This is a genomic window from Streptomyces sp. NBC_01546 (assembly GCF_045208355.1).
Taxonomy (GTDB): domain Bacteria; phylum Actinomycetota; class Actinomycetes; order Streptomycetales; family Streptomycetaceae; genus Streptomyces.
Genome location: NZ_CP109379.1, coordinates 5,209,433 through 5,222,289 on the forward strand (window position 1 = coordinate 5,209,433; position 12,857 = coordinate 5,222,289).

At 73.6% G+C, this 12,857-nt stretch carries 11 protein-coding genes; 4 read left to right on the top strand and 7 right to left on the bottom strand.

The genetic code is table 11. The features are described from left to right. The 3 genes from OHA89_RS23865 to OHA89_RS23875 are packed head-to-tail and all read right to left on the bottom strand — an operon-like array spanning position 1 to position 4,635. Entirely contained in the window at positions 1–933 is a 933-nt protein-coding gene (locus OHA89_RS23865; protein WP_266609639.1) for a hydroxymethylglutaryl-CoA lyase, read from the bottom strand. Next, the gene (locus OHA89_RS23870; protein ID WP_406367048.1) at positions 930–3,002 is read right to left on the bottom strand and encodes a biotin carboxylase N-terminal domain-containing protein; all 2,073 of its coding nucleotides are present in this window, start codon (positions 3,000–3,002) and stop codon (positions 930–932) included. The genes OHA89_RS23865 and OHA89_RS23870 overlap by 4 nt, the downstream gene beginning before the upstream one ends. Positions 3,003–3,018: 16 nt before the next feature. Then, the gene (locus OHA89_RS23875; protein WP_266609641.1) at positions 3,019–4,635 is read right to left on the bottom strand and encodes a carboxyl transferase domain-containing protein; all 1,617 of its coding nucleotides are present in this window, start codon (positions 4,633–4,635) and stop codon (positions 3,019–3,021) included. A 99-nt stretch (positions 4,636–4,734) separates the two neighbouring features. On the opposite strand from OHA89_RS23875, the gene OHA89_RS23880 reads away from it, so the two are divergent. Genes OHA89_RS23880 through OHA89_RS23890 form a run of 3 tightly spaced genes read left to right on the top strand, consistent with a single transcriptional unit; the run spans position 4,735 to position 7,057 of the window. Continuing rightward, positions 4,735–5,313 carry a TetR/AcrR family transcriptional regulator gene (locus tag OHA89_RS23880; RefSeq protein WP_257556243.1) on the top strand — a complete coding sequence of 193 codons (579 nt, stop codon included), beginning with the start codon at positions 4,735–4,737 and terminating at the stop codon, positions 5,311–5,313. Between the two features lie 56 nt (positions 5,314–5,369). Beyond that, positions 5,370–6,182 carry a phosphatase gene (locus OHA89_RS23885; protein ID WP_257556244.1) on the top strand — a complete coding sequence of 271 codons (813 nt, stop codon included), beginning with the start codon at positions 5,370–5,372 and terminating at the stop codon, positions 6,180–6,182. A 44-nt stretch (positions 6,183–6,226) separates the two neighbouring features. Further along, the gene (locus tag OHA89_RS23890; protein ID WP_266609642.1) at positions 6,227–7,057 is read left to right on the top strand and encodes a DUF4253 domain-containing protein; all 831 of its coding nucleotides are present in this window, start codon (positions 6,227–6,229) and stop codon (positions 7,055–7,057) included. A gap of 18 nt (positions 7,058–7,075) precedes the next feature. Here OHA89_RS23890 and OHA89_RS23895 read toward each other — a convergent pair whose 3' ends face one another. The 4 genes from OHA89_RS23895 to OHA89_RS23910 form a co-directional block, all read right to left on the bottom strand. Continuing rightward, positions 7,076–7,954: an acyl-CoA thioesterase II gene (locus tag OHA89_RS23895; RefSeq protein ID WP_215147380.1), complete on the bottom strand. Its 879-nt coding sequence runs from the start codon at positions 7,952–7,954 to the stop codon at positions 7,076–7,078. A gap of 26 nt (positions 7,955–7,980) precedes the next feature. After that, positions 7,981–9,138, bottom strand: coding sequence for an acyl-CoA dehydrogenase family protein (locus tag OHA89_RS23900; protein WP_215147378.1), 1,158 nt, complete (start codon positions 9,136–9,138; stop codon positions 7,981–7,983). Positions 9,139–9,265: 127 nt separating this feature from the next. After that, positions 9,266–10,303: an FUSC family protein gene (locus OHA89_RS23905; protein WP_406367051.1), complete on the bottom strand. Its 1,038-nt coding sequence runs from the start codon at positions 10,301–10,303 to the stop codon at positions 9,266–9,268. A gap of 82 nt (positions 10,304–10,385) precedes the next feature. Next, on the bottom strand, positions 10,386–11,765 hold the full coding sequence (locus tag OHA89_RS23910) for a helix-turn-helix domain-containing protein (RefSeq protein WP_406367053.1): 1,380 nt from the start codon (positions 11,763–11,765) through the stop codon (positions 10,386–10,388). A gap of 115 nt (positions 11,766–11,880) precedes the next feature. On the opposite strand from OHA89_RS23910, the gene speB reads away from it, so the two are divergent. Then, on the top strand, positions 11,881–12,855 hold the full coding sequence (gene speB, locus OHA89_RS23915; protein WP_215141255.1) for an agmatinase: 975 nt from the start codon (positions 11,881–11,883) through the stop codon (positions 12,853–12,855). The last annotated feature ends 2 nt before the right edge of the window (positions 12,856–12,857 follow it).

Sequence of the window (12,857 nt, forward strand, 5' to 3'; positions counted from 1 at the left end):
TTACTCCTTGTGGGAGAGGGCGCGGACGGTACGTGAGGGGCTGGGTCGCCCCAGCTGTTCGGCCATCCACACGCTCGTGGCGGTGAGGGCGGCCAGATCGACCCCGGTCTCGATGCCGAGGCCGTCGAGCATCCACACCAGGTCCTCGGTGGCGAGGTTGCCGGTGGCGCTCTTCGCGTACGGGCATCCGCCGAGGCCGCCTGCGGAGGCGTCGACGGTGGTCACGCCGTGCTGGAGCGCGGCGAGGGTGTTGGACAGGGCCTGGCCGTAGGTGTCGTGGAAGTGCACGCCGATCCGGTCGGTGCCGACGCCCGCCTCGCCCAGGCCGCTCAGCAGCTCCTGGACGTGGCCGGGGGTGGCGACGCCGATGGTGTCGCCGAGGCTCAGCTCGTCGCAGCCGAGGTCGAACAGGGCCTTGGCGACGCGGACCACCTGGTGGACCGGTACGGGGCCCTCCCAGGGGTCGCCGAAGCACATCGAGAGGTAGCCGCGGACGTGGGCCTTTTCCTGCTTGGCGCGGGCCACGACGGGCTCGAACATGGCGAGGGACTCGGCGACGGTGCGGTTGAGGTTGCGGGAGGCGAAGGTCTCGGTGGCCGAGCCGAAGACGGCGATGCGGGTGGCCCCGAGGGCGAGCGCGCGGTCCAGGCCGCGCTCGTTGGGCACGAGCACGGGCAGCGCCGCGTCGACGTCGGCGAGCAGCGGGAAGAGCTGCTCGGCGTCGGCGAGCTGCGGAACCCACTTCGGGTGGACGAAGCTGGTGGCCTCGATGGTGGTGAGGCCGGCGGCGGCCAGCCGGTGGATGAACTCGGCCTTGACGGAGGTGGGGACGGCCGTCTTCTCGTTCTGCAGCCCGTCGCGGGCGCCGACCTCGTGGATCCGGACCCGGGCCGGCAGGCCGGGGGCCGGGACGGTCATGGGCAGGCCGTTCATGCGGTCGCCTCCTCTTCCGTTTCCGGGGTGACGACGGCCAGGACCTGGTCCATGGCGACGGTCGCGCCGGGGGTGACGTCGAGTTCGGTGACGGTCCCGGCGTGCGGGGCGGAGATGACGTGCTCCATCTTCATCGCCTCGACGACCAGGAGGCTCTGGCCGGCGGCCACCTTGTCCCCGACGGCCACCTTGACGACGGTGACGGTGCCGGGCATGGGGGCGGCGAGGGTGTCGGCGCCTCCCCTCGAGGCCCCGCTCAGGGATGCGGCCACCGGGTCGTGGCTCTGGACGTGCCAGCTGTCCGCGTCGCGCCCGAGCCAGACCCCGTCCGGGGAGGCGGCGTAGGCGAAGCGGTGGGTGACGCCGTCGAGTTCGACCGTGACGTGGTCGGTGGTGCGGGCCACGATCCGGCCGCGGGCCGGTGCGCTGGGGCTCTGCCCCAGACCCCGCGCCTCAAACGCCGGCGAGGCTGAATTGGCGTCGGCGGGGTCGGAGATGAGCAGCTCGGAGTCCGCGCCAAGGGAGCGAGTGCGGACCGCCACCGGGTCCTGGCCGGGGAGACGGAAGTGGTGGACCGTCCATGCCGGCGTTCCGCCCAGGCGCCAGCCGTTGGGGGCGTCGAAGGGGTCGGCCCACCCTTCCAGCCCCACCGGCGTTTTGCGGGGGACCGACAGCAGTGCAGCGGTCGCGTACACCTCGTCCGGGACCCCCTCCGGGAGGAGAGACGGGAGGTCGCGCTCGACCAGGCCCGTGTCCAGGTCGCCCGAGACCACGTCCGGGTGGGCCAGCAGGCGACGCAGGAAACCGGCGTTGGTCTGGACGCCCAGGATCACCGTGTCCGCGAGGGCACTCCGCAGTACCCGCAGGGCCGCCGCGCGGTCGGGACCGTACGCGATGACCTTCGACAGCATCGGGTCGTACGTGGAGCCCACCGGGACGCCCGCCGTCAGGCCGGAGTCCGTGCGGACCGGACCGCCCGACGGCTCGGACAGGGCGAGGACCGTGCCACCGGAGGGCAGGAACCCCCGCGCCGGGTCCTCCGCGCAGACGCGGGCCTCGATCGCGTGGCCCGTCAGCCGGACCTCCGACTGGTCGAAGCCCAGCCGCTCGCCGGCCGCCACCCGGAGCTGGAGCTCCACCAGGTCCAGCCCGGTGATCAGCTCCGTCACCGGGTGCTCGACCTGGAGACGGGTGTTCATCTCCATGAAGTAGTACGAGGAGGGGTCCCTGCCGGGGACGATGAACTCCACCGTGCCCGCGCCGACGTACCCGCACGAGCGGGCCGCCTCCACCGCCGCCGCGCCCATCGCGGCGCGGGTCTTCTCGTCCAGCAGGACCGACGGCGCCTCCTCGATCACCTTCTGGTGGCGCCGCTGGAGCGAGCACTCGCGCTCGCCCAGGTGGACCACGTTCCCGTGGGAGTCGGCGAGGACCTGGATCTCGATGTGCCGGGGCCGGTCGATCCACCGCTCGACCAGGAGCGTGTCGTCGCCGAAGGAGGAGCGGGCCTCGCGGCGGGCCGCCGCGATCTCCTCGGCCAGTACGGCCGGGTCGCGCACCAGCCGCATGCCCTTGCCGCCGCCGCCCGCCGAGGGCTTGAGCAGGACCGGCATGCCGATCTCCTCGGCGGCCGCGACCAGTTCGGCGTCCGACAGTCCGCTTCCGGAGGAGCCGGGGACCACGGGCACGCCCGCCGCCTTCACCGTCTCCTTGGCCCGGATCTTGTCGCCCATCAGGGAGATGGCCGAGGCCGGGGGGCCGATGAAGGCGAGACCGGCTTCCGCGCACGCCGCCGCGAAGGCCGCGTTCTCCGCGAGGAAGCCGTAGCCCGGGTGGACCGCCTCGGCGCCCGTCCGCCGCGCGGCATCCAGCAGCCGCTCCACCGACAGGTAGCTCTCGGCGGCCGCCGCCGGGCCGATCCGGACGGCCGTGTCGGCCTCCCGTACGTGGCGGGCGTCGGCGTCCGCGTCGCTGAAGACGGCCACCGACCGCACGCCGAGCTGCCGCAGCGTACGGATGACCCGGACCGCGATCTCGCCCCGGTTGGCGACCAGAACAGTGCTGAACATCAGTGAGGTCCTCACGTCACATACGGAAGATGCCGAAGCCGCGATCGCCCAGCGGGGCGTTCGCGCACGCGGTCAGGGCCAGTCCCAGCACCTGCCGGGTCTCCATCGGGTCGATGACCCCGTCGTCCCACAGCCGGGCCGTGGCGTAGTAGGCGTTGCCCTGTTCCTCGTACTGCGCACGGACCGGGGCCTTGAAGGCCTCCTCGTCCTCGGCCGGCCACTCCTGGCCCGCGCCCTCGATCTGGTCCCGCTTGACCGTGGCCAGCACCGAGGCCGCCTGCTCCCCGCCCATCACGGAGATCTTGGCGTTGGGCCACATCCACAGGAACCGCGGCGAGTACGCCCGCCCGCACATCGAGTAGTTGCCGGCCCCGTACGAGCCGCCGACGACCACCGTCAGCTTCGGCACCCGGGTGCAGGCCACCGCCGTCACCATCTTGGCGCCGTGCTTGGCGATGCCGCCCGCCTCGTAGTCGCGGCCGACCATGAACCCGGAGATGTTCTGGAGGAACAGCAGCGGGATGCCGCGCTGGTCGCACAGCTCGATGAAGTGGGCGCCCTTCTGGGCGGATTCGGAGAACAGGATGCCGTTGTTGGCGACGATCCCGACCGGGTGCCCGTGGATCCGGGCGAAGCCGGTGACCAGGGTCTGCCCGAACTCCGCCTTGAACTCCTGGAAGCGGGAGCCGTCCACGATCCGCGCGATGATCTCGCGGGCGTCGTAGGGGGTGCGGGAGTCGACCGGGACCGCGCCGTACAGCCCGTGCGGGTCCACCTTGGGCTCCTCGGGAGCCTCCACCGACCAGGGCAGGGCCCCGCGCTCCGGCAGGGTCGCCACGATGTTCCGTACGATCCGCAGCGCGTGCGCGTCGTCCTCGGCGAGGTGGTCGGTGACGCCGGAGATCCGGGAGTGGACCTCGCCGCCGCCCAGCTCCTCCGCCGTGACCACCTCACCGGTGGCGGCCTTCACCAGCGGCGGGCCGCCGAGGAAGATCGTGCCCTGGCCGCGGACGATGACGGCCTCGTCGCTCATGGCGGGGACGTACGCGCCGCCCGCCGTGCAGGAGCCGAGGACGGCGGCGATCTGCGGGATGCCGGCCCCCGACATGCGCGCCTGGTTGTAGAAGATGCGGCCGAAGTGGTCCCGGTCCGGGAAGACCTCGTCCTGCATGGGCAGGAAGGCGCCGCCCGAGTCGACCAGGTAGAGGCAGGGGAGACGATTCTCCAGTGCCACCTCCTGGGCGCGCAGGTGCTTCTTGACGGTCATCGGGTAGTAGGTGCCGCCCTTGACGGTGGCGTCGTTCGCGACGATCACGCACTCGCGGCCGCTGACCCGGCCGATGCCCGCGATGACCCCGGCGGCGGGGGCCGCGCCCCCGTACATGCCCTCGGCGGCCAGCGGAGCCAGCTCCAGGAACGGGGACCCGGGGTCCAGGAGGGCGTCCACGCGGTCGCGTGGGAGGAGCTTCCCGCGGGCGGTGTGGCGGGCGCGGGCCTTCTCGCCGCCGCCGAGCCGGGCCGCGTCGAGCCGGGCCCGCAGGCCCTCGGTGAGCTCGCGGTGGGCGGCCTCGTTGGTCCGCCAGGCCTCGGACGCCGGGTCCGCGGCGCTCGTCAGCACTGGTGCCTGCTGCATCGGTCGAGCTCCCTTGCTCGGTGCACGCTGTTAATGAGCGTTAACGCATGTACCGCCTAGGTTAACGACCGCTAACGGCCCTGTCTAGAATGGTTTCCCATGAGCACCAGTGCCGCCGCCCCGACCCGTCGCGAGCAGATCCTCAGCGAGGCCGCCCGCCTCTTCGCCGCGCGTGGATTCCACGGCGTCGGGGTCGATGAGATAGGGGCTGCGGTCGGCATCAGCGGCCCCGGTCTCTACCGGCACTTCGCGGGCAAGGACGCCATGCTCGCCGAGCTGCTGGTCGGCATCAGCGAACGGCTGCTGACCGGCGGCCGGCGCCGGGTGGAGGAGGCGGGGGGCGACTCCGCGCTGGTCCTGTCCTCCCTCATCGACGGACACATCGACTTCGCGCTCGACGACCGGGCGCTGATCACCCTGCACGACCGGGAGCTCGACCGGCTGCGGGACACCGACCGCAAGCTCGTACGGCAGCTGCAGCGGCAGTACGTGGAGCTGTGGGTGGCCGTCGTACGGGAACTGCACGCGGAGGTGGGCGAGACGGAGGTGCGGGTCTGCGTGCACGCGGTCTTCGGCCTGCTGAACTCCACCCCGCACCTGGCGGCCCTGGGGCGGGAGGCTACGGAGTCACTGCTCCGGCGGCTCGCGCACGGGGCGTTCGGGGCGCTGTCGGTGTGAACCGGCGCGTCCGCCGGTCGGGATGGACGCGGCGTCTGTGCTTCGGCGGCGGCAGAATGGGCCCCATGCCGAAGCCGATAGAGACGCCCGTACCCAGCCGCGCAGAACTCATCGACCATCTGGTCCGCACGCGCATCGCGGGGCAGGTCGCCACCCCGCGCGAGAACAACCTCTCCCATTACCGCAAGCTCGCCAACGGCGACCGGCACTACTGGCTCGGCCTGGAGCTGGGCGACCGCTGGACGGACGAGCAGGACGTGCTCGCCGTGATGGCGGAGCGCTGTGGGGTCGTGGACGATCCGGCGTACCGCTACGGCCAGGACACCATCGACCCGGAGCTGACGGTGGCCGGCCTGGACCGGCTGGCTGCGCGGCTGCGGAAGGCCGCGCTGGACCGGCAGAGCGTGCTGCTCGCCACCGGGCACCCGGGCGGACTGCTGGACGTCCACCGGGCCACGGCCGCGGCCCTGCGGGCGGCGGGCTGCGAGATCGTGGTGATCCCGGCCGGTCTGACGGCCGACGAGGGCTCGGTGTGGCAGTTCGCCGACGTCGCCGTGCTGGAGCGCGGAGCGACGCTGTGGCACACGCATTCTCCGGAGCCGATGGCCGCGATCCTGGACGGGCTCACGGCGGCGAACCGCCCGCAGCCGGACCTGGTCGTCGCCGACCACGGCTGGGCGGGCTGCGCGGCCCAGCGCGGCCTGGACGCGGTGGGGTACGCGGACTGCAACGACCCGGCGCTCTTCCTCGGCGAGGCCGAGGGCACCCTCGAGGTGGCCGTCCCGCTGGACGACCACGTCCGCGACCCGCGCCACTACGACGCGATGGTGGCGTACCTGCTGGACGGCGCGGGCCTGCTGGACTCGTAGGCCCTGTCCGGGCGTTGTCAGTGGCGGCGGCTACGTTCGCCACCATGCCGAAGACATCCAACCCGCTGTCCGCGTTGGCCGACGACCCGCAAGGCCTGTCCCTGGGGCTGGAGTTGCCGCCAGGAACGCTCCTCGGGACCGCGCGCAGGCCGCTGCTCTGGGTTTCCGACGGGCCCGTCGGCGCCGGTGCGCTGGCCTCGTACCGGAGCCGCCCGGGCCTGGCCGCCGCGGGCCTCCAGGCGGTGCTCTTCCAGGAGCGGCGCGGCCTGGAGGAGTGGTGGCTGACCAAGGGCCTGCGGCCGGAGCGGATGTCCGACCCGGACGACCACCATGTCGAGCCGGTCCTGCGCGAGTTCTGGAACGCTGTCATCCCCGACCCCGAGGAGGAGGGTGAGGACGGTGAGGAGCTCATCGCCCCCTTCGGCCGGGACTGGCCGGGGCTCGCGGAATCGGGAGCCGTGGGGGCCGCGGGGGAGGACCCCGAGACGGCGGCCTGCGCCCTCGCGGACGAGCTGATCGGGACCGGCTTCCTGCCGAGCCCGCGGCTCGCGCTGGTCCCCGCGGGCCGGGGAGCCGACGTACCCACGGCGATGGGCTGGTGCGGACCGGCCAACCACGAGAACGACACCGCCCTCATCAGCACGGTCCTGCGCTCCTGGGAGGACCGCTTCGGCGCCCGGGTCGTCGCCCTCGGCTTCGACGAACTCCACGTGTCGGTGGCGGCCCCGCCCCGTACGCTCGCCCACGCGCTCCCGGTCGCCGCGGAGCACTTCGCCTTTTCGCCCGACAACATCTGGCAGGGCTCGGGCAGCGTCCGCGCCTACGCGGACGAGGCGGTCACCGGGAGCGGCCACTGGGGGTTCTGGTGGGACTGAGGGTCAGTCAGGGGCCGGTCACGCGCGCGGAACGCGTACGACACCCTCCTGGATGACGGTCACGGCCAGCCGGCCGTCCTGGGTCCAGATGCGGGCCTGGCCCAGGCCCCGGCCGGCGGCCGCCGACGGGGACTCCTGGTCGTACAGCAGCCACTCGTCCGCGCGGAACGGCCGGTGGAACCACATCGCGTGGTCCAGCGAGGCGCCGACCACGTCGCCGACCGCCCACCCGCCGCGCCCGTGCGCGAGCAGCACCGAGTCCAGCAGGGTCATGTCGGAGACGTACGTGGCCAGGCAGGTGTGCAGCAGGGCGTCGTCGCTCTCCAGCTTGCCGTCCGTGCGGAACCACACCTGCGTACGCGGCTCCACCGGCTCGCCGATGCTGCCCCAGGGCGGGGTCGTGGCGTACCGCAGGTCCACCGCGCCGCGCGCCTCGATCAGCCGCTCCACCGTGCCCGGGTCGCGGAAGATCTCCCGGTACGCGGGCAGCGACTCGGCCGCGGTCGGCAGCGTCTCCGGGTCGGGCGCGGAGGGCATGGCGGCCTGGTGGTCGAGGCCCTCCTCGTGCGTCTGGAAGGACGCGGAGAGGTGGAAGATCGGCTGCCCGTGCTGGACGGCGACCACCCGGCGCGTGGTGAACGAGCGCCCGTCGCGGATCCGGTCCACCGAGTAGACGATGGGCGCGCCCGGGTCCCCGGCGCGCAGGAAGTACGAGTGCAGCGAGTGCGCGGTGCGGTCACCGGGCACGGTGCGGCCGGCCGCGACCAGTGCCTGGGCCGCGACCTGACCGCCGAAAACGCGCGGTACCAGCGCCGAACGGCTGGTGCCGCGGAAGATGTTCTCCTCGATCTGCTCGAGGTCGAGCAGATCGAGGAGCGTTGTCAGTGCCTCGTTCATGGGGGAAGGCTAAGCGCCCGGCTTCCTTACAGGCCCATGGACTTGGCGATGATGGACTTCATGACCTCGCTGGTGCCGCCGTAGATGCGGTTCACGCGGTTGTCGGCGTACAGGCGGGCGATCGGGTACTCGTTCATGTAGCCGTAACCGCCGTGCAGCTGCAGGCACTTGTCGATGACGCGGTGCGCGACCTCGGTGTTGAACAGCTTCGCGGAGGCGGCCTCGGCGGCCGTCAGCTCACCGGCGTCCAGGGCCTCCAGCGCGCGGTCGGCGACGGCCTCGGCGGCGTCCACCTCGGCCTGGCAGGCGGCCAGCTCGAACTTGGTGTTCTGGAAGTGCGCGACGGGCTTGCCGAAGACGGTGCGCTCCTGCACGTACTGCTGGGCGAACCGGATGGCGGCCTTGGCCTGCGCGTAGGCGCCGAAGGCGATGCCCCAGCGCTCGGAGGGCAGGTTGGCGCCGAGGTAGTAGAAGCCCTTGTTCTCCTCGCCGAGCAGGTCCTCGACCGGGACCTTCACGTCGACGAACGCCAGCTCGGCGGTGTCGGAGGTGCGCAGGCCGAGCTTGTCCAGCTTGCGGCCGATGGAGTAGCCCTCGGACTTGGTGTCCACGGCGAACAGGGAGATGCCGAAGCGGCGGTCGTCCTCGCGCGGGGCGGAGGTGCGGGCGCAGACGATCACACGGTCGGCGTGGACGCCACCAGTGATGAAGGTCTTGGCGCCGTTGAGGACGTAGTGGGAGCCGTCCTCGGAGAGCTTGGCGGTGGTCTTCATGCCCGCGACGTCGGAGCCGGTGCCCGGCTCGGTCATCGCCAGGGCCCACATCTCCTCACCGCTGACGAACTTCGGGAGGTAGCGCTTCTTCTGCTCGTCGGTGGAGAGCATCTTGATGTAGGGGAGGGCGAGCAGCACGTGCACGCCGGAACCGCCGAAGTTGACGCCCGCGCGCGAGGTCTCCTCGTAGAGGACGGCCTCGAACTTGTGGGTGTCCAGGCCCGCGCCGCCGAACTCCTCGGGGACGTTGATGCCAAAGATGCCCAGCTCGCCGAGCTTGTAGTAGAACTCGCGCGGTGCCTGGCCGGCGGCGAACCACTCGTCGTAGACGGGGACGACCTCGGCCTCGATGAAGGCGCGGATGGTCTCGCGGAACGCCTCGTGGTCCTCGTTGAATACGGTACGGCGCATCGCCGGACTCCCTTCGTCGCGGCGGTCCGCCGCTTATGCCTAAGCGCTTGCTCAGAATAAGTTACCGGCGAGTTGTCCCGCCTGTCCAGAGTGAGGGGGGACACCTGTGCGACGCGACCGGGCGCGGTCAGCCCGCCGACGGGCCGAGGTGGTCGGCCAGCGCCTCGTGGGTGAGGTCCACTCCGGCCCGCAGGACGGTGTCGCGGCGGCCGGGATGGGCGGCCCGGTGTGCCTCCGTCAGCTCCCGGGCCCGGCGCAGTCCGGCTGCGCAGTCCTCGCCGCGCAGGGCGGTGTCCAGGGCGCGGGCCGTCGTCTCGATCAGCGGGGCCATGGCGCGCACCGCCTCGTCGGGCCCGGCCGGGGCGGCCCCCTCGCGTTCCGGTCCGGCGGACCGGGTCTCCACCTCCCGCGAGAGCACCAGCAGGGCCGGAGCCGTCCGCGCGGCCAGCCGCAGGCGGGGTCGGAGGGTGTCCGCCGCCCCGGCCGCAGGCCGCCGTGGCGGCAGGGGCACCGTGCGGCCCGTCCTGCGCTCCAGCGTGACGGACAGCTCGTGCGGCCGGTGCCACAGGGCGAAGGGGTCGGCGGGGGCGGGGCCCGCCCGCCCGCCGGCCGCCGTGGCGGCGATCAGCTCCAGGCGGGCGCGGAGTCCCGAGCGGTACGCCTCCAGGCCGCCGGCCGCCTCCCGGTACGGATCCGGGGGCCACAGCAGCGGGCCGAGGAACATCACGACGGCGATGCCGATCGCGCTCTCCTCCAGCCGGGCCAGCGGGTAACCCGGCGTCGGCGTGGCGTAGATCATCAGAGCGGTGATCAGGACCTGCTGGTTCGGGGAGCCCTCGTGGCGCAGCAGGTACATCCCGGCGCAGCCGCACACCAGGACGACCAGGAACGACGCGGAGCCCGTCGGCAGCCAGTGCAGGACGACCGCGCTCAGCAGCACGCCCGCGATCACGCCCAGCAGCCGCTGAAGGGCCATCCGGGGAGCCGAGAACAGGTCCTCGCGCAGGACCAGGACGGCGGGCAGGGCCGCGGCCACCGGAGCCGTGCTCGTACCGAGCCACACGCACACGTACCAGGGGAGGGCCGCGCACACCACCAGCCGCGCGGCCGGCGCCAGGCGCTCGCCGCGTACGCGGTTCCATGTCGATGCGGACATCCCGGACATGCGGCACATCGTAGGCGCGCGGCTCGCACGGGCGGCTGACCGCGCGAGCGGCGCCGGGCCCCGGTCAGCCGCCCGGCCGGGGTTACGGAGCGGAAGGGCCCGCCGGGGGCCGTTCCCAGCGCAGGGCGAACCACAGCTCCATCCGGGTGTCCGGGTCGTCCAGGTCCCGCTCCAGCAGGTCCGCGCAGCGGGCCACGCGCTGGCGGACGGTGTTGCGGTGCACCCCCAGGGCGGCGGCGGTCCGGTCCCAGCTGCCGTGGTGCGCCAGCCAGCCGCGCAGGGTGTCCCGCAGGGCCGGGTTCAGCGGGGCGAGCAGGGCCTCGGCGTGCGCGCGGGCCTCGGCCGGGTCCAGCAGGGTGCCCAGGCCGCCCTCGGTGTGGCGGGCCAGCGCGGTACGGGCCGCCTCCGCCCGGTGCAGGGCCCGCCGGGCCTGTGCCCCGGCGGTGCGCAGCTCCGCGGGCGCCGCCGGTGCGCTCACCCCGAGGCGCCAGCCGGGCTGCGGGCCGGGCTCCCGCTCGGCGAGCAGGCGTACGTCGTCCCCGTGCGGGTCCAGCAGTACGGTGCCCAGCGCCGCCGCCAGGGCCCGCGGGTCGCCGGAGCCCCTGGCGTGTACGACGTGCCAGGGCCCGGGGGCCAGGGCCGCCGCGGGGTCGCCGTCGAGGAGGAGCCGGGTGAGGGCGGCCGCCGCGTCCCCCTCGGGCCGGGGCGCGGTGAGCAGGGTCAGGAGCACGGCGGCGATGGCCGTGATGGCGTGGTCGCCGGGGTGCGGTCGGGGCGGGCGACGCCGAGGACGGGCCCGTCGCCGAGGGAGTACGCGGCCAGGTTCCAGCCCGCCGCGGAATCGGTCGCGGTGGCCGCGCCGCCGGGCGGACCGACGCGGGCCAGCAGGGCGGCCAGGGCCTCGGCGGTCTGCGCCGGCAGGGGCCGCCGCCGTCCGCCCGGCCGGGACCAGGACGACGTGGCCGCCCAGGCTCGCCGCCAGGCGGGACAGGACCGCCGGGACCGGATCCGGCCGGGCCGCCGCCGCGGCGAGACCCTGCTGCGCCTCGGCGACCCGGCGCAGCTCCCGCGTCCGGGCCTCCGCCATCAGCCGCCACACCGCGCGGGCGACGGCCGTGAACGGGGTGTGCGGCGGAACCTCCAGCAGCGGCAGCCCGTGCCGGGCGCAGGCCTCGGCCAGGGCCGGCGGCACCTCCTCGTGGACCGGGGCCACGCCGAAGCCGAGGGCGGCGGCCCCGGCCGCGACCAGCCGGGCCGCGTACCCGTCGGGGTCCCCGGCGGGCCCGGCCCCGGCGGTGAGCAGCAGCTCCCCGCCCAGCAGGTACGGCGACGGGTCCGCCATCTCCGAGGCGTGCACCCCGTACACCCGCGCCTCGCCGGGACCCCCGAGGAGCCGGAGCCCCAGCTCCCGGTCGGCGGTCAGCGCGGTCAGCGGGACCGGCGGGGTCAGCGGGGCCTCCATGGATACTCCGTACATGTCGGTGCCGAACAGTGGATGAAACGTACACTTCGCGGCCCCGAGGCGTCCGCTTACGCTCGAAGGACCGCACCGCAGGACCACCAGAAGGGCACCCCCCATGAGCACGCAGCCGCGCGGCCCCGTCGACTCCTCCCGCATCCCGCGCTACGCGGGCCCCGCGACCTTCGCCCGGCTGCCGCGCCTCGACGAGGTCGGCTCCGCCGACGTCGCCGTCGTCGGCGTGCCCTTCGACTCCGGTGTCTCCTACCGCCCCGGCGCCCGCTTCGGCGGCAACGCGATCCGCGAGGCCTCGCGCCTGCTGCGCCCGTACAACCCGGCCCAGGACGCCTCCCCCTTCGCCCTCGCGCAGGTCGCGGACGCCGGCGACATCGCCGTGAACCCCTTCAACATCAACGAGGCCGTCGAGACGGTCGAGGCCGCGGCCGACGAGCTGCTCGGTGCCGGCTCCCGTCTGATGACCCTCGGCGGCGACCACACCATCGCCCTCCCGCTGCTCCGTTCCGTCGCCAAGAAGCACGGCCCGGTCGCGCTGCTCCACTTCGACGCGCACCTGGACACCTGGGACACCTACTTCGGCGCCGAGTACACCCACGGCACCCCGTTCCGCCGCGCCGTCGAGGAGGGCATCCTCGACACCGAGGCGCTCTCGCACGTCGGTACGCGCGGCCCGCTGTACGGCAAGCAGGACCTGGACGACGACGCCAAGATGGGCTTCGGCATCGTCACCTCCGCCGACGTCTACCGGCGCGGCGCCGACGAGGTGGCCGACCAGCTGCGCCAGCGCATCGGAGACCGTCCGCTGTACATCTCGATCGACATCGACGTGCTGGACCCGGCCCACGCGCCCGGCACCGGCACCCCGGAGGCGGGCGGCATGACCTCCCGCGAGCTGCTGGAGATCATCCGCGGACTGTCCTCCTGCAACCTCGTTTCCGCCGACGTGGTGGAGGTGGCCCCGGCGTACGATCACGCGGAGATCACCTCGGTCGCGGCCTCGCACACCGCGTACGAGCTCACCACGATCATGAGCCGCCAGATCGCTGCGGCGAAGGCGAACCCGAAGGGCGAGTAAGC